The following is a 15948-nucleotide window of genomic DNA, read 5'->3' as shown; positions in this document are numbered from 1 at the left end:
ATTCGGGGAAATCGAATATTTCCCTGCTCGCCGAATCGCACGAGACGGTCGCTCACTTCGTTCGCGCTGTGACTCGTTGATTTGACGAAGCTCCGCTTCGTCGAACACCGTGAAGCTCTGCTTCACGAGCGTGACTTCGGCTTACACTTCGTCAAACAGCGCAAATCGGAGATTTGCTGGCTCGACGAGTCGTTTCACTCCTCGTCGAACAGCGTCTCGCCTTCGACCATGTGCTCCTCGACGGCGTCCATGTCCAGCGTGACACCCAGGCCCGGCTTCTCCGGCACCTCGATGTAGCCGTCCACGATGACGTCCTCTTCGACCAGGTCCTCCCACCAGCCGAGCTCGTAGGAGTGGTACTCGACGGCGAGCGCGTTCGGGATGGCGGCACCGACGTGGGCAGAGGCCATCGTCGCGACGGGCGAGGAGACGTTGTGCATCGCGACCGGGATGTAGTACTGGTTGGCGACGTCCGCGATCTTGCGGGTCTCGCGCATGCCACCGACCTTCGGCATGTCGGGCGCGATGATGTCGACCGCCTGGTTCTCGATGAGGCGGCGCTCCTCGGTCACGCGGTACCGGTTCTCACCGACCGTGATGGGCGTGATGGTGGACTTCGTGACCTCCTCCTGCACGTCGAGGTTCTCCGGCGGCACGGGGTCCTCGAGCCACCAGACGTCGTAGTCCTCGATGGCGTTGGCCAGGCGCTTCGCGGAGCCACCGGAGAACGTCCAGTGGCAGTCGAACGCCACGTCGGCGCGGTCCTTGACGCGCTCGGTGACCGTCTCGACGATTTCGGCCTTGTGCCGAATCTCGCCGGGGCGAAGGTGGCGGTTCGCGCGGTCCTTCTCGAAGCCGGAGGGCACGTCGAGGTCGAACTTGAGGGCGTCGTAGCCCAGGTCCTCGACGACGCGCTCTGCCTCGTCGGCACAGGCCTCGGGGTCGGCTTCCGCCTCGGTGTGGCAGTCACAGTAGACGCGCATCTCGTCGCGGTACTTGCCGCCCAGCAGCTGGTACGCCGGGATGTCGAGGATCTTGCCCGCGAGGTCGTGCAGGGCGATCTCGATGCCGGAGATGGCCGTGACGGTGACGCCCTCGATGGAGCCCTCGCCGGACATCTTCTGGATGAGGTGTTCGTAGAGGCGGTCGATGTCGAGCGGGTTCTCGCCGACGACCATCGGCTTCATGCGCTCGATGAGCTCCGGGACACCCGCGCCCCAGTAGGCCTCACCGGTGCCGACGACGCCCGCGTCGGTGTAGATTCGCACGAGTGTCCACGGGAAGTTCCCGTCTATCATCGTGGTCTGGACGTCCGTTATCTGGACGTCCCGGCCGCCGCCGCGCTCGCGCGTGACTCCCATCGTCTCGCCGGAGAGCTCACGCATCGTGTACTCCGCGTTCGGATCGTGAAGGTCCGAGTAATCGATTCCCATACCTCGTGATTTACTCGCAACATAGTAAATGTTGGGCAATCCGCAGCGACGTGTCGGAAGAACGGGCAGGTGACTGGACGGCGCGTGTGCTATTCAGTGTATTGATACTGACTCACAAGGAGGCCATGTCGAGCGATTCCAGCCCCGAACCTACCCGAGCCGTGCGTCGGTAATCTCGATGTGCCCTCGCGTCCCCTCCCACACCGTCTCGTACTCCAACTCGATGGGCCGGTCCATATGCGGCCCGTCCGTGACGAACGTCCCAGGAACCACCTTTTTCGTCGTCGGGTGGACTCGCTTCGCTCGCCCACCACTCCTCGAAAAAGCTGGGCCAAAAAGACCGCCAGCTGCGCTGGCGGGACTTCACAGTCTCGCCGAGTCAGCCAAGCTGCGCGTCGGTAATCTCGATGTGCCCTCGCGTCCCCTCCCACACCGTCTCGTACTCCAGCTCGATGGGTCGCTCCATGTGCGGCCCGTCCGTCACGAACGTCTCGAACTCCCCACCCTCTCCGAGGACGTGAACGCCGTACTCCTCGTTGAGCGCTTCCAGTTCCGCGAAGGCGTCGGCGTCGAGGGTGCGCCCGAGCCAGGACTCGTCGAGACCGTGTGCAGCGACCTGCAGGATGGTTATCTCGAAACCGGCGTCGAGCATCTCGCGCGCCAGTTCCGAGGGGTCGCGCTGCCAGAGCGGCGCGAACACGTCACAGCCGAGGCGGTCGGCCATCGCCTGGATGCGCGAGGTCTGGTACTCGCTCTCGATAGCACCCGCGGTGACGCCCGCGAGGCCCCCCTCCAGATCGTCGCTGAGGCCGGCGAGCGCGGCCTCCAGCGGTTCCAGTTCGGCATCACCCTGTTCGCCGGAGTCCGTCGCGGTCATCGCGTCGAAATCATCGGGTGTGACGTTGACGTGCTGCAGGCCGATGCTCTCTGCCGCCAGCGACGTGAGTTCGGTCGCCGGCACGTGGTACATGTACGACTCGCCCTCGGGGTGGACCGTCAGCATGTGCGAGACCGGAAGCCCCTCTTCGAGCGCCCGGTAGAGGGCCCACGAAGAGTCCTTCCCGCCGGAGAAGAGGCTCACCCAGGAACCGTCGGCTGTCATAGCTGACCAAGTGGACCGCGAGAGTAAACGTGTGACGGACCGCGGATGACGCTACGAACCCTGTTCGAGTTCGGCCTCCTCGATACCCGTCCCAGACAGCGCCGCCGCGATGCGCACGCCCACGAGCGCGAGCAGGACTGCGACGACGACGAAACCGGCGAGGCGCTCACCCGGGAGCAATGCGAACGCCCCGAACTCGCTCTGCCCGACGGTCACCCGGGGAATCTGGAGCGCGTCGATGAGATCGCTGCGTTCGAGGAAGTACGCCGAGAACCCACGAATCACCAGCGAGACGGCGACGAGGATGAACGGCATGTTCAACATCGCGTTCGGGACGGCCTCGGAGTCGATTGCCTCGTCGAGCACCCGCCCGATGCTCGCGGTCGCACCCGCCATCGCTAACCACGGGACCGCGTGGAAGACGAACATCATCGACGGCAACACGACGCCTTCGACACCGCTCATCCGCGAGACCTCGAGCGCCCCGACGAACATCCCGACCATCGTCAGCCCGGCCGCGACGACGTACGTGACGACGGAGACGTTACCGGAGTAGAGCGCGGTCTGGACCTGCGCCGCGCCGTCTTTGGCCAGTTCGTCCACCGCGAAGCCCTTGTAGAGCAGGAACAGCCCCACGATGGCGGTGATGGTCGCCGCGCCGACGGCCGGCCCCGCCGTGAGCGCCAGCGCCGGGAAGGCGACCAGCGCCACACCCAGTGGGACCAGCACGGTCTGGCGCAGCTCCTCGTCGGCGAGGAACTGCTTCAGCAGGTAGTACGTCGACTCGATGTCGCGGGCCTGTCGCACGACGACGCGGTCGACCGAATCGACGCGGAGTCGTGACTCGACGACCGGCACCAGGCGTTCGTCCTGTGCACTGTCGATGACGACGACGGCGGAATCGAGATCGTAGCGCGCGATCAGCTCGTCGAGCTGGTGGGCGACCGACCGGTCAGCCCCCACGACGTTCTCGCTCGCACCGGAGATGACCGCCACGACGGTCTCTTCGTCCTCGTCGCGCAGGTCACGCGCGACCCGGAGTGTCTCTAGCAGACAGTTCACGTTGGAGTCCTCCGGGTCGGCCAACCCCACGTCCGTGACGAGCGAACGCACGGCTTCCCAGCCGACAACAGGCGTCTCCAACCCCGTCTTCCGTCCGATGTCGTCGGTACGGTCGACGCACACGACCAGCGTAGCCACTACCCAATGCGAGCACGAGAAGGGATAAAAAACTGCCGTGACCGGCGGTGCTGTCGCTCACGGACGGTCGAGAAAAACGCAATCAAAGTGCTGCACGTCGGGACCGCAAACAGAGAGAGTCCCCGAGTTGGGCGCTTAGAGGCGGCCAGCCTTCTGCAGCTTCATCAGGTCCTCGGTGTCGAGGGTCTCGCCTTCCTTGAACTTCTGGTAGATCTCCTCGGCCTCGGCCTCGACTTCCTCGCGCTTCTGGTCGCGCTTGGACTGCTTGGCCTCCTCCTCCTTCTTGTCCATCTCGCGCAGGCGCTTCTGGACGCGGACGAAGTCCTCGTGGTGACGGTCGGCCGCTTCCTGGGCCTCGACGAACTTCTCGTGCATCTCGTCGGCCTCGTCACGGATGTCGTCGGCCTCGCGGTAGGCCTCGATCATCTGGTTGTGGTGCTCCTGTGCCTTGTCGGCGAGCTCCGTGACCTTCTGGTGGTGCTTGGATGCTTCAGAACGGACCTCCTCGGCCTCCTCGACGAGCTCGTCGAGGTCGTCGTTCTGCCCCATCTTCTCCTTGCGGCTCTGGTACTCCTCGCGCTTGGACTCGATCTTCTCGATGAGCTCTTTCTCCTCCTCGGAGGAGAGAACCTCGGTCTGCTGCTTGAACTCCAGGTCCTCGATCTCGGACTCGAGCTCTTCGAGGTCCTTGCCGTCGTCGAGCTCCAGGTCGGACTTCATCTCCTCGACCTTGTCGAAGAGCTCGTTAGCGTCGGCGTTGAGGTCGTTGCGCTTCTGTTTGTGCTCCTGGACCAGCTCGTTGAGCTCGTCACGCTTCTCGCGGTGTTCCTGGGCCTCGTCGACCTTCTCGCGAGTCTTCGCGTTCAGGTCGTCACGGCTGGAAGCCCGCTCAGAAGCCATCTGGTTGAGATCGTTACGTCGGTCTCGCAGCTGTCCTGCGAGCTTGATAAGTTGACCTTTGGATTTGTTCGCAAGGTCGTCTTCTGTGAGTTCTACGTTCTTGGATGTGTCTATCGAATCAGCCATTGTGTATTCGTACCTCGATTCCGTCCCGCGCCGGAACGGTAGCTCTCGCTGGCGGCCTGCGACCTCTCGGGGACAAGATTCCGTGTCATTCTGGTCGGCTAGCGATGCTACCGGAACACCGGCGGCGTTCTGGTATCGATTACTACCACGGCAAGTAATTTAAAGGTACCGATTGCCTATATTCCCGGAATCGGGAGACAGCGCCGACACAGGGTGTGTAAATTGCTACCATACACGACGATTCCGGTTATAAAGAGTACTCGTTGACGTACCGCGTCCCACCAGCCTCGACGACGAGCTCGAGCCGGTCCGCACCAGCCGGAATCGAGACGGTGCCAACTGGCTCGCGGGCGCTCGGCGCGACCACGACCGGTATCGATTCACCAGCGTCCCCGGCGGTCCACGAGAAGGTCCCATCGACCTGTGCAGGCGAATCGTTGACCACCGTGACACCGACAGAGCCCGTCGGCTCGCCGTCGAGCAGCGCGACGACCGGCTGGAACGAGTCGGCCAGCGCGTCGTAGGCTGGCTTCTCGGTCCCGTCGACCGAGACGATACCCATGCCACCGCCGGCGTCAACGTCGCGCAGACAGAACGCGGCGAGGATGTCCGTACCCGACCGCCGAAGCGCCTCCGCGACACGCTTGATGGTTCTCGACTGCGCGGCTTGCGACGCCCCTGCCCCGTCGCCGCCCACAACCGCATCATGGGTCTCACGGTCGAGGCCAACCGGGTTCTCCCCCCGTTCGGTGAGCGATCCTGCGCCGAACTCGGTCACGACGGTCCCGAACTCCGGATACGTCGAGAGAAGCCACTCGACCGTGTCGGCGTCGCCGTAGTTCCAGCCGGGATACAGGTGCGCCGCATCCGGGGAACTGCCCGGCGGGCCACACACCGGGAACACGGTCGCACCCTCGGGGAACGCGCTCGCGATCGTGTCCGCGGTCGACCGATCGAACGTGGTCCCGCTGACGCGCCGCCGGAACCGAAGACGAGCGAGGCGACCGCTCCCCAGTCGCTCCGGGAACGGGTCGACGGGGTCGTCATGGACGCCGAACAGGGCGACCGACGGGTGGTGGTCGTATTCGGCCGACAACGTCCGGGCGAGTCCCTGTCCGCGGCCGGGGTCGACCGCCTGTGGCCCAGTGAGGGGGAGGTCCTGCCAGACCAGTATCCCCGCCTCGTCCGCCGCGTCGTAGAACGACTGCGGCAGCACGTGCGCGTGAACACGAACGAAGTTACAGTTCGCCGCCGCGGCGCGTTCGAGGTCTGCAATGGGTGAGTCACTCGGCATGACGTTCACCCCGCGGGCCTGGACGCGCTCGCCGTTCGCCCAGAGCCCGCCGTCATAGCGGACCGGACAGACACCGGTCGTCCGGCTCCGTTCGTGGTCACGGAACTTCGCCCGGACCGTGTACCGGTGCTGGTCCCCGTACCCACGAGGCCACCAGTACGCCGGGTCACGAAGCGCCAGCGTTCGGGTGACGGTGACGCGCTCTCCCGCGGCCGCGTCGACGTGGACACGTTCCATCGCGCCACCACCACGGAACCCTTCGGGGCGGAGGGAGAGCGTCACCGGTTCGTCGACCGGCTCCGCCGCATCCACACAGACTGCGGTGTCGATGACCGCACCCTCGTCGGTCAGTCGCGGGTTTATCATGAGGTCGGTGACGAACGCGGGCGGGCGCAATCGAAGGTGCGCCCCCCACCAGATGCCGGGGACTGCCAGGGAATCCGGCACCATATCCGTCTCGTACACACCACCGAACCCGTCGGTCGGGCGGTGGCACTCGACGACTAGTTCGTTCTCCGGCTCCGGATCGAACTCGAACTGCGCCGGCTGGAAGTACGTGTCGTGCTCGCCGAGCAACTCGCCGTTCAGCCAGATACGAGCGCGTCCGTACACACCACGGAAATCCAGGAGTACCCGCTGGTCGCTCGCCGACCGTGGGTCGCCGAACCGGAGTCGGTAGGCGACCGCATCGTCGCCAGCGAACGTGGTCGGCCGACCCGGAACCGTCACGGGTTCCCACGAGTCGACCGCCGGTGGCTCGTCGCCGTGTGCCTCCACGACCGTAGCCCCCTCCCACTGGCTCGTCATACGAACAGACAGACCGACCGCAATCAGGAAAGGTCTTCCGACCACTTTCACTTTCACCGCGCGGTTGGCGGACCTTGACATGGGGTGCGGTCGTTCCCCGTAGTATGCTCGAACACCTGACCGGCACCTGCGAGGGCTGTGACGCGACACTCGACGCGGACCGCCTGATGCTCACCATGCGGACCGACGGTGGCGTACGGCGCGCCTACGAGTGCACCTGCGGTGCGGTGACCGTCACGGTCGTTCGCGAGGACTAAGTTCACCGGTCGGATACGCCGGGGCATGCAAGAGGTCATCCACGCCCGCGGCCACGAGAACGTCTCCGCCGAGCACACGAGCACGTTCGAAGTGACCACGGACGACTATCTCACCCCGGCCGGCGACTGCATCCTCGCCATCGACGCCGACCGCAGTCCGGCTGACTTCGACCCCGAGTTCGTCGAGTTGTGCCAGACTCAGGGCGCACGAATCACCTTCACCATCGAAGCTGGCGGCTACTCGGACTCCGTGACCGGTCTCGGCCATCCCTCGCTCGAATTCACCAACGACCGGAGCATGGTCGGGCGTACCTCCGACTACGTCGACGACCGGACCATCATGCTCGCCGCCCCGTTCGCCGCCGAGGGCTTCGACCGCGACCTGGTCGCTGCGCTGGCCGAGGGAGCCGAGGTCACGGTGACGCTCGAAGTCGACGCCTGAACTCGTTTTAGAAGCCGACCTCGGAGAGCGCGGCGGTTTTCACCCTCCCGTCCCAACCCACGGCCATGCCAGACGACGAACCCACGGAGAACATCTCCGGTGGTCCCAGTGGTGGCGGCATCGCCGCCGAGTTCCAGCCCGGCGAGTGCGCGACCCGCGCCGAAGCGGTCGTCGATCGCCTCGGTGAGATGTACTGGCAGAAAGCGTACGGTGGGCAAGATGCCTTCGAGTGCCTCGTGCGCACCATCCTGAGCCAGAACACGAGCGACAAGGCGAGCCAGCCCGCCCACGACCAGCTCATGGCCCGGTACGGTCCCGAGGACGAGCTGGCGGAGACGCTGGTCGACGTCTCCCAGGACGACCTCGCGGAGACAATCTCCGCGGCCGGGCTCTACAACCAGAAGTCGGAAGTCATCCAGCGCGCCGCCGAGTGGGTGCTCGATGAGTTCGGCTCGACCACCGCGTTCGACGAGTACGTGCGAGATGGCAACCCCGACGACGTTCGGGACACCCTGCTGGGCGTCAAGGGCGTCGGCCCCAAAACGGCGGACTGCGTCCTCCTCTTTTCGGGGGGTCGTGGCGGCGTCTTCCCCGTCGACACGCACGTCCACCGCATCGCTCGTCGGATGGGCCTCGCGCCGGCCGACGCCGACCACGAGGACGTCCGAGAGTACCTGGAGCGTGACGTGCCCGCCGAGAAATGTGGCTTTGGGCACACCGCGATGATACAGTTCGGGCGGGAGTACTGCACTGCCCGCAAGCCAGCGTGTCTGGACGACCCGGAAGCGTGTCCACTCGCGGACGTCTGTGACCAGGTCGGTGTCTACCCAGAGACGGGTGAGGTCATCGACCCGGCCGACGCGCCCGAGTGAGTGTCGTCACTCCGCCTGCGATTCCAGCCGCTCGACCAGCTCGTCGAGCACGGCGTCGGCACTCGCCAGGTTCGTCGCCAGCGGGACCTCGTGCACGTCGCAGATGCGAAGCAGGGCCGCCACGTCGGGTTCGTGGGGCTGTGCAGTGAGCGGGTCACGGAGGAAGATGACACCAGCGCACTCGTTTTCGGCGATCTCGGCCCCGATCTGCAGGTCGCCACCGATGGGGCCCGACTGCTTGCGCTCGATGTCGAGTCCGGTCGCCTCCATGAGTCGCTTCCCGGTGGTTCCGGTGGCCATCAGGTCGAAGCGAGCGAGGTCGTCGCTCCGGCTGCGCGCGAAGTCGATGAGGTCTGGCTTCTTCTCGTCGTGGGCGATGAGCGCGAGGCGCATGCTCCCCGGTGCGCAGGGGACCGACAAGAAGGTTGGCGCGTGCCGGATTCTTACCGCGCCAGCAGGACGACCGCGACGACAGCGAACCCGATGCCGGCGACGCGTTCGAGCGTCAGCGGTTCGTCCAGCACCGCGATGCCGATGGCGGCCGCGACGACGAAGTAGAGCGCAGAGACGGTGGTGACCACGCTGGTCGAACCGCGGGCGAGCCCGGCGTAGAACGCGACCGCACCGAGCCCGGCGAAGACCCCGGCGACTCCCGCGGTGACCAGCCCGTCACGGGTGTACTCGATGCTCTCTGGCCGCGTGAACACGTACCCCAGGGCGAGGCCGGCACCGACGAAGTAGGAGACGACCATCGCGACCGTCGGTGAGACGCTTCGGGTCGCGATGTCGGCGACGACGGCCCAGAGCCCCCAGGCGAGCATGGCCAGCAGCGCCCACGAGACGGGAGAGTTGAGCATGGTCTGTCGGACCGCTCCCTCGTGGAAAAGCGTTGTCACTCGAGACTCGGTGGTGGCGAACAGGCGACACTCGATTCTGGGTCGGGGACTCTCGACCCGGGTCCATCACGGTGGGAGTGCCGCGCACCCGCGACCACCGTGTGGCGTTCGTCACAGCACGCCGGTCCGTGGCCGCGGCTTCGTACTTGAATTCGCGGACCCAGCCGTGCTGGTTGACGACCGAGAACCGTGAAAACCGACGGGAGAAACGTCCTACTTGAACCGGAACGTCTCCAGGTTCTTCGGGGCGAACGTCCGCATGTTGAACTCGTGGTAGAGCGCGGAGGAGAGGTCCTGCACGGAGGATTCGTCGCCGTGGACACAGAGCACCTTCTCGGGGCGCGGGTTCATCGTGCGGACGAAGTCCATCAGGCCCTGCCGGTCGGCGTGACCGGAGAAGCCGTCGACGGTCTCGACGTCCATCTTCATCTTCATCGTGTCCGAGCGCCCGCCGCCGTTGCGGCCGTTGACCGGAATCTCGTCCCAGCCGTTCTGGATGCGGCGACCGAGCGTCCCCTGTGCCTGGTAGCCGACGAAGACGAGACGGGAGTCCTCGTCGGGACCGATGTGGCGCAGCCAGGACATGATGGGCCCACCGGTGACCATCCCTGAGGTGGAGAGGATGATACACGGGCCGCCGTCGGCGACGTCCTGTCGCTCCTCCTCGCCGCCGTCGATGTGGTTGAACTCCTCGGCGAGGAAGGGGTTCTCGTCCTCGTGGAAGATGCGGTCGCGGAGGTCGTCACGCAGGTACTCGGGATACGTGGTGTGGATGGCGGTCGCCTCCCAGATCATCCCGTCGAGGTGGACGGGCATCTCGGGGATGTCTCCGTTGCGCATCGCCCGTTCGAGCACGAGCATGATCTCCTGGGACCGACCGACCGCGAACGCCGGGATGAGGACCTTCCCACCCTTGTCGTGGGTCTTGTTGATGACGTCGATGAGCTTCTGCTCGGAGTCCTCCTGGTCGGTCTGGTAGTCGTTTCGCCCACCGTAGGTCGACTCCATGACGAGCGTCTCGACCCGCGGGAAGTCGTTCACCGCGCCGTTGAACAGGCGGGTGTCCTTGTAGTGGATGTCGCCGGAGAACGCGACGTTGTAGAGGCCGTCGCCGATGTGGAAGTGCGACACCGCAGAGCCGAGGATGTGGCCCGCGTTGTGGAACGTGAGCTTCACGTCGGGCGCGATGTCGGTCACGTCGCCGTACTCGAGCGGGATGGTGTGCTTGATCGCCTCGCGGACCATCTCGGACTCGTACGGCGGGGTACGACCTTCCTTCGCCGCCACGTCGAGGTAGTCCAGCGTGAGCAGCCCCATCAGGTCACGGCTCGGCTCCGTGGTGTATATCGGGCCGTCGTAGCCGTACTTGTACAGCAGCGGGACGAGTGCGGAGTGATCGAGGTGGGCGTGGGTGAGCACGACCGCGTCGATGCTGTTGAGCGGGGTCGCCTCGGGGACGTGGAGGTAGGGGACCTCGTCCTCGGCACCGGGCTTGTCACCGCAGTCGATGAGGATGCGGGTCTCGGGCGTCGAGAGGATGAACGAAGCCCGCCCGACCTCGCGACAGCAGCCCAGCGTCGTGATGCGGACCCACTCGTCCTTGGACATCTCGTCGCGGTGGATCTGCCGGCCGACGCGTTCGAGGATGTCCCGGCGGTCCTCGCGCTCTTGCTTGAGGAAGTTACGGACGTTCGAGACGGTGGAGGACTCGATCGGCGGCGTGCGGACGACCTCGGGTGTCCAGCCGACCTTCTGCGTTATCTCGCGGAGCGTGGAGCCGTGACGGCCGATGACCATCCCCGGCTTCTGTGCCTCGATGACGACCTCACCGGTGTCAGCGTGGAAGTCGAGGTCGGTGACGCCGGCCTCCTCGGGGATGACGCTCATGACCTCCTCGCGTGCGGATTCGGGCGGGGAGAGGACGTCGGGGTCGGGCCTGACGGTGATTCGCTTGCGTAGCTTCGAGGCGAGTTTCCGGATGAGGTCGCCCTGCTGGGCGAACTTCTTCGGGTCGCGCGTATAGACGACCAGCTCCGGGCCTTCGTACTTGACCGCGGAGACGGAGATGTCGTTCGGGATTTCGCTCGTGATCTCTGCTCGTAGTTCTTCGAGTTGTTGGTCTACGGAACTCATATCTCGGGAAAAGGTAGTGCCATGATGTCCGAATGCGGGCGGTGTCTGTCACCGCACCTGCGGACGGGTCCTTGGATTCCGGTCGCAGGAGTGCCCGGCGCTGGGGCCGCCGCGGAACGGTCACGTCGCTGTGTACCGTGTCGGCGGTCACACTGGAATCGCTGGAAGTCTGTAGTATCGGCCGGGTACATGTTCGTGGTACCTGCGGTTGGAGCCCGTCCCAGACAGTCGTCTGCGCGGGAGGACCCAGGGAGAACCCGCTTATTCGACGGTATGCCATTCGAGTTATAAAAGCCTTCGCAATACTCAGGGGGTTCACCCCCGAACATCGGTGTATGGAAGTGACACCAGAGCGCGTCGCACAGGAGCGAGACTGGGTCAGAGCGCGTGTGAACGTCATCGTTCCGCTGGTCAACGACATCCGCGCTGCCCTGGCGGAGCAGTTCGCCGTGTCGGTCGACCCGATCTCGGCGGACCAGTATCACGCCGCCGTCGACGACCTGTTCGCCGACGGCGACCGGGCGGTGAACGTCGCGGCCATGGTCGCCATCCTGCGCGACCTCGACGTCGACGGCGACTATCCGGGCTTCATCGTCGACGAGGTGCTCGGCCGCGAGCTCGCGGCGACCATCGCCGGGAAACAGCCGCTTCGACTGCTCGGCGAGGCGACGTTCCACTACGCCGACATCATGACCCACGGGGAGGCAGGGGACGCCGCCGGTGCGGACGACCTCGACGCCGCCCTCGCGGCGGGGTTCCAGGAGGTCATCCCGGGCTGGGGCTGGACCGCGCGCGAGAGTCCGTTCGCCGTGCCTCCGGTCGGCGAGGAGGAGCCGTGACGGGGTCGGAGTCAGCGCGCATCCGAGACACCTATCTCGCCGCGCTCCAGCACGACCTGTTCGACCCACAGCCCGACGAGACGCTCGTCGGGGTCGTCCGGCGGCCGACGCGCTGGTTCGCCGGGGCGGTCGACGAGAACGTCCCGGCGCTCGGCCCGCCGACCGACCTGCTCGACGCGGTGAAAGACGAGGAAGAGACGCTGAAGATGCGAGGCATCTGTGACGAGGAGGCCCACAACGCGGCCTGGGACGCCGTCGATTTCGACGCGCGCTACCGGGCGCACCTGCGAGAGTCACCAGAAGCAAGCGAGGCGATGGCCGACCTCCTGCGACGCGTCCGCGACGGCGAGGGTCTCGTCCTCGTCTGCTTCGAGAACACCGAGAAGAAGCACTGTCACCGGACCATCCTCCTGGCGGAACTCGACCGACGACTGGCCGACGACGGAACCAGCTAGGTGAGTGCCAGGAACCACAAGCGGTTAGCCGACCGCCCGCACACGACGGGGTATGGATAGTCGGCCGGTCGTGCGCCTCCTCCTCGTCGCGTGCCTTCTCGGTGCCGTCGGCGTGTTCACCCTGGACTACGCCGCCACCGAGGAGTCGGTGTCGACCTACCCGACCGACCAGGAGCTGGACCGTTCGTTCGAGCGGTACCACGGCGACGAAGTGTTCATCTGGGTCGAGGTGGTGGCGGTGCGTGACGCGAGTTTCGTCGGCGAGTTCGGCCCCACCGACGACCGTGTCGTGGTGACAGACACCCGGGCCGCGGTCGACGTCGGTGACGAGGTCCAGGTGTACGGCATCGCCCGACCCGACCAGCGCATCGACCCGCAGCGGCTGGTCGTCTCCGAGCAGGGGAACCGGACCTACATGCTCGCGGTCTCGGGACTCTCGGTCGTGCTGACGCTCGGGCTGGTGTTCAGCCGGTGGCGGCCCGACCCCACCCGACTGCGGTTCGTTCCCCGGGATGGGGACGATGGAAGAGGTGACGCCGATGAGTGACCTGCTGACCCACGTCCTCGCGGCCTACGTCCTCGCGACGGTAGCCTCGTGGTCGCTGGACTGGCTCGAACCCCATCACGTCCCGATGGCGATGGTCGGCGCGGTCGTCCCGGACGCCGCGAAGGTGTACCTGCTGACCGGTACGGACCGGTTCACCGTCGCGGGCGTCACCGGGTCGTGGTACGCCCTGCAGACCGTGGGGGCAGCGTTCTGCTTCTCGCTGGCCGGGTCACTGCTCGTCCCGAAACGGGAGCGTCGGGTCGTCCTCGCGGTCCTGCTCGGCGCGGTCGGGCTCCACGTCACGATGGACTACATGGTCATACGGGCTGGCGGCGTCGCCCCGCCGTATCTCTACCCCCTCACGTGGGCGGAACTGCCGTCGCTCGACGTGTACCTGAGTTCGAGTCGCTGGCCGTCGCTGGTCGCGGTGCCGACGGCGGGCGTGGTGTGGCTGGTCGACAGGAGCCGTCGCCCCTAGACAGGTCCGTCGGGACAGCAAGGATGATTGCCCGGCAGTCCCGACGTGACGTATGGACGAGGATTCGCCCGACGAGGCGACGCTCTGTTTCCCCCTGCGTGGTGACCTCCCGCTGTCGCCGGACGACGAACTCCTCCTCATCGAGAAAAAGCGCGGTATCGGGGCCGGGCTCTACAACGGCCCCGGCGGAAAGGTCGAAGCGGGTGAGACCCCGCTCGAAGCAGTGAAGCGTGAGGTCGATGAGGAGGTCCACCTCGAACTGATCGACGTGGAAAAGCGTGCGGAACTGCTGTTCTACTTCGGCTCCGACCCACTGTTCCGCTGTCACACGTACGTCTCTCGTGCCTTCGAGGGCACCGCGACGGAGACCGACGAAGCGGACCCGCTGTGGGTCATTCGACGGGACATCCCGTACGGTGAGATGTGGGAAGACGACCAGTACTGGCTCCCGCACCTGCTCGACGGTGACCGGGTACAGGGGACCTTCCACTTCGACGAGGATGGCGAGGAGTTACTGGGGTACGACCTGCGTGTCGTCGACCGTTTCACTGACTGACCGCCGGCCTACTCCTCGTCGAACACGATACCGTCTGGCTGGATGCGGACGTGCAGTGTACTGGCGACCGACCAGTCTTCGGTGTGGTCCGTGTCGCCATCGGCCGCAACCGTGACCGACACGGTCTGTTCCATCGCGACTTCGTTGTTTATCTTCGATTGCTCACCACCGGCGAGGGTGACGGACTCGGTGACGATGTCGGTGCCGTCGGAACCGGTGACAGTGAGGTCGATGGTCTGTTCGGCGTCGCCCTCGTTGTGGAGGACGATGTCGGCGGCACCACGGTTCTGTCCAGACAGACAGCCAGCGGTGGTCGCACCGACCAGGGCGGGGATGGCGGTCTTCAGGTACGTTCTGCGAGTCGGGGACATGTGTGGGGGTTCAGTGTGGTGTTCAGGCAGTTCGGAGACGGGTCGCCAGCGCGGGACCCGGTTCGGTGTTTACGACTTCGTTACGATTTCGTGACCTTCGTGTAGGAACATTCCGACCAGCTACCCCACGTGAGATAGTGGGAGGAATCGTCCCACGTGTCGTGCAGTTCCAGTTCGTCACCGTTCGAGGCGTACCCGACGACGGTCGTCGAGTGGTCGCCGTAGTTCTGTGAGCGGTCGTTCGCCGAGCCGCCGTCGTTCATGTTGAGCAGGAACGGCCTGCTGTTGTCGGAGATCTCTCGCTTCGTGAAGTCAGGGTGGTTCCAGAGGTAAATATTCCGCCCATTGTATGAATGTGAACCGTTGCTGAACTTATCGAATCCGTCGTCGATGTCTGTCGGCCAAGTGGAGCCGGCATCGTTGGTGTTCATGTCGTCGTGCAGGCGGTCGATGAGGTACTCACGCCACCAGGTATCGGATTCGTCGAAGCCCTCGTGGTAGGCGATTATCATCGACGCCGCGACGGGAACGCAGCCGTCCCAGTCGTCCCAGGAGTCGTCACCCGTGCCGTAGCTCGTGGACCCAGAATTACCGTCGTCGTGTTCAGTCCAGGCAGGAACCCCATAGATGGTGTCCCAGTGACTCTGGATTGTCACATCGCTCGTCGTGACGGAGTCCGTCTGGAGCGCGTTCCGTTGCTGGGCGACCTGTTCGCTATCGAAGCCCATGTCAGCAGGATCGATACCACGGCCAGTTGCCGTTGGGCGTCCGTTACGGACGTTCATCGCTCGTCCGTCGCCGAGTTCGAGTCCGTACTTCACACCGCCATGGTACAGCAGTCGTCCGGTCGTGCCATGCCCGTGAGCAGCTGCCTTCGACTGTGCCTGTTCGACCAGACTGTCCGGCGATGTCGCAGTGCTGTACTCCAGTATCGGTGCCCAGTCGGCCCGGGCGGACGCGGTAATGTACCCGACTTCCTCACCCGCGTTCCGAACGCTGAACGTGTAGGCGACGGGGACGTATGCCGGTCCGGAACCGGCGTTCTTCGCGTGAAACGTCGTCGGCTTCGCCAGCGTGGCCCCTCGCCAGGAATCGAACCGAGACCGCTGTGAAACAGCGTCCAGTTTCGTCTTGGCGGCGCGCCTGGCGTCACCACTAGAAACGGTCACGTTGCGAGTAGCGCCCGCGACTGAGCTCAGCCCAGCGAGTCCGAGACCGGCTGCACCGAGCGATTGCAAGA

19 protein-coding genes are annotated in these 15948 nt (G+C 65.4%); 8 read left to right on the top strand and 11 right to left on the bottom strand.

Annotated elements, in window-relative coordinates; all coding sequences use genetic code 11:
• Nucleotides 1–194 precede the first annotated feature (194 nt).
• The 6 genes from ACSC1S_RS04250 to ACSC1S_RS04225 form a co-directional block, all read right to left on the bottom strand.
• Nucleotides 195–1433 carry a mandelate racemase/muconate lactonizing enzyme family protein gene (locus tag ACSC1S_RS04250; RefSeq protein WP_435363292.1) on the bottom strand — a complete coding sequence of 413 codons (1239 nt, stop codon included), beginning with the start codon at nt 1431–1433 and terminating at the stop codon, nt 195–197.
• Nucleotides 1434–1583: 150 nt separating this feature from the next.
• Nucleotides 1584–1706, bottom strand: a complete 123-nt coding sequence (locus ACSC1S_RS04245) for a hypothetical protein (protein ID WP_435317662.1) — start codon at nt 1704–1706, stop codon at nt 1584–1586.
• Between the two features lie 106 nt (nt 1707–1812).
• The gene (locus tag ACSC1S_RS04240) at nt 1813–2535 is read right to left on the bottom strand and encodes a diphthine--ammonia ligase (protein WP_435363291.1); all 723 of its coding nucleotides are present in this window, start codon (nt 2533–2535) and stop codon (nt 1813–1815) included.
• A 51-nt stretch (nt 2536–2586) separates the two neighbouring features.
• On the bottom strand, nt 2587–3735 hold the full coding sequence (locus ACSC1S_RS04235) for a DUF373 family protein (RefSeq protein ID WP_435363290.1): 1149 nt from the start codon (nt 3733–3735) through the stop codon (nt 2587–2589).
• Nucleotides 3736–3870: 135 nt separating this feature from the next.
• A complete protein-coding gene (locus ACSC1S_RS04230; RefSeq protein WP_435363289.1) occupies nt 3871–4761 on the bottom strand; it encodes a coiled-coil protein in 891 nt (296 codons plus the stop codon).
• Between the two features lie 247 nt (nt 4762–5008).
• Nucleotides 5009–6862, bottom strand: coding sequence for a glycoside hydrolase family 2 protein (locus ACSC1S_RS04225; RefSeq protein WP_435363288.1), 1854 nt, complete (start codon nt 6860–6862; stop codon nt 5009–5011).
• Nucleotides 6863–6966: 104 nt separating this feature from the next.
• Between ACSC1S_RS04225 and ACSC1S_RS04220 the strand changes: the two genes are divergently transcribed.
• The 3 genes from ACSC1S_RS04220 (at nt 6967) to ACSC1S_RS04210 (ending at nt 8433) form a co-directional block, all read left to right on the top strand.
• Nucleotides 6967–7119, top strand: coding sequence for a hypothetical protein (locus tag ACSC1S_RS04220; protein WP_261650584.1), 153 nt, complete (start codon nt 6967–6969; stop codon nt 7117–7119).
• 25 nt (nt 7120–7144) lie between these two features.
• Nucleotides 7145–7561 carry a DUF371 domain-containing protein gene (locus tag ACSC1S_RS04215; RefSeq protein WP_435363287.1) on the top strand — a complete coding sequence of 139 codons (417 nt, stop codon included), beginning with the start codon at nt 7145–7147 and terminating at the stop codon, nt 7559–7561.
• Nucleotides 7562–7626: 65 nt separating this feature from the next.
• The gene (locus ACSC1S_RS04210) at nt 7627–8433 is read left to right on the top strand and encodes an endonuclease III domain-containing protein (protein ID WP_435363286.1); all 807 of its coding nucleotides are present in this window, start codon (nt 7627–7629) and stop codon (nt 8431–8433) included.
• Nucleotides 8434–8439: 6 nt separating this feature from the next.
• Here the strand turns inward: ACSC1S_RS04210 and ACSC1S_RS04205 are convergent, their stop codons facing one another.
• From ACSC1S_RS04205 to ACSC1S_RS04195, 3 genes are all read right to left on the bottom strand, one after another.
• Nucleotides 8440–8826, bottom strand: coding sequence for a methylglyoxal synthase (locus ACSC1S_RS04205; protein ID WP_435363285.1), 387 nt, complete (start codon nt 8824–8826; stop codon nt 8440–8442).
• Nucleotides 8827–8876: 50 nt separating this feature from the next.
• A complete protein-coding gene (locus tag ACSC1S_RS04200; RefSeq protein ID WP_435363284.1) occupies nt 8877–9290 on the bottom strand; it encodes an EamA family transporter in 414 nt (137 codons plus the stop codon).
• A gap of 252 nt (nt 9291–9542) precedes the next feature.
• Complete coding sequence (locus tag ACSC1S_RS04195; protein WP_435363283.1) at nt 9543–11462, bottom strand: beta-CASP ribonuclease aCPSF1; 1920 nt, start codon at nt 11460–11462, stop codon at nt 9543–9545.
• 335 nt (nt 11463–11797) lie between these two features.
• Here ACSC1S_RS04195 and ACSC1S_RS04190 point away from each other — a divergent pair, with 335 nt between their 5' ends.
• Genes ACSC1S_RS04190 through ACSC1S_RS04170 form a run of 5 tightly spaced genes read left to right on the top strand, consistent with a single transcriptional unit; the run spans nt 11798 to nt 14337 of the window.
• On the top strand, nt 11798–12301 hold the full coding sequence (locus tag ACSC1S_RS04190) for a DUF7984 family protein (protein ID WP_435363282.1): 504 nt from the start codon (nt 11798–11800) through the stop codon (nt 12299–12301).
• Nucleotides 12298–12756 carry a DUF488 family protein, N3 subclade gene (locus ACSC1S_RS04185; protein ID WP_435363281.1) on the top strand — a complete coding sequence of 153 codons (459 nt, stop codon included), beginning with the start codon at nt 12298–12300 and terminating at the stop codon, nt 12754–12756. Before ACSC1S_RS04190 ends, ACSC1S_RS04185 begins: the two co-directional genes overlap by 4 nt.
• Before the next feature lie 52 nt (nt 12757–12808).
• Nucleotides 12809–13303: an OB-like fold-containing membrane protein gene (locus ACSC1S_RS04180; protein WP_435363280.1), complete on the top strand. Its 495-nt coding sequence runs from the start codon at nt 12809–12811 to the stop codon at nt 13301–13303.
• Nucleotides 13278–13781: a hypothetical protein gene (locus ACSC1S_RS04175; protein ID WP_435363279.1), complete on the top strand. Its 504-nt coding sequence runs from the start codon at nt 13278–13280 to the stop codon at nt 13779–13781. Before ACSC1S_RS04180 ends, ACSC1S_RS04175 begins: the two co-directional genes overlap by 26 nt.
• 52 nt (nt 13782–13833) lie before the next feature.
• The gene (locus ACSC1S_RS04170) at nt 13834–14337 is read left to right on the top strand and encodes an 8-oxo-dGTP diphosphatase (RefSeq protein WP_435363278.1); all 504 of its coding nucleotides are present in this window, start codon (nt 13834–13836) and stop codon (nt 14335–14337) included.
• An 8-nt stretch (nt 14338–14345) separates the two neighbouring features.
• Here ACSC1S_RS04170 and ACSC1S_RS04165 read toward each other — a convergent pair whose 3' ends face one another.
• Nucleotides 14346–14708 (bottom strand): hypothetical protein, encoded by a 363-nt coding sequence (locus ACSC1S_RS04165; RefSeq protein ID WP_435363277.1) that lies wholly within the window; start codon nt 14706–14708, stop codon nt 14346–14348.
• Between the two features lie 80 nt (nt 14709–14788).
• A complete protein-coding gene (locus tag ACSC1S_RS04160; protein WP_435363276.1) occupies nt 14789–15877 on the bottom strand; it encodes a C39 family peptidase in 1089 nt (362 codons plus the stop codon).
• Nucleotides 15878–15948: the final 71 nt, after the last annotated feature.

Source organism: Haloarchaeobius pelagicus (assembly GCF_051207375.1).
Taxonomy (GTDB): domain Archaea; phylum Halobacteriota; class Halobacteria; order Halobacteriales; family Natrialbaceae; genus Haloarchaeobius.
This window is presented reverse-complemented; position numbering and strand designations above follow the sequence as displayed.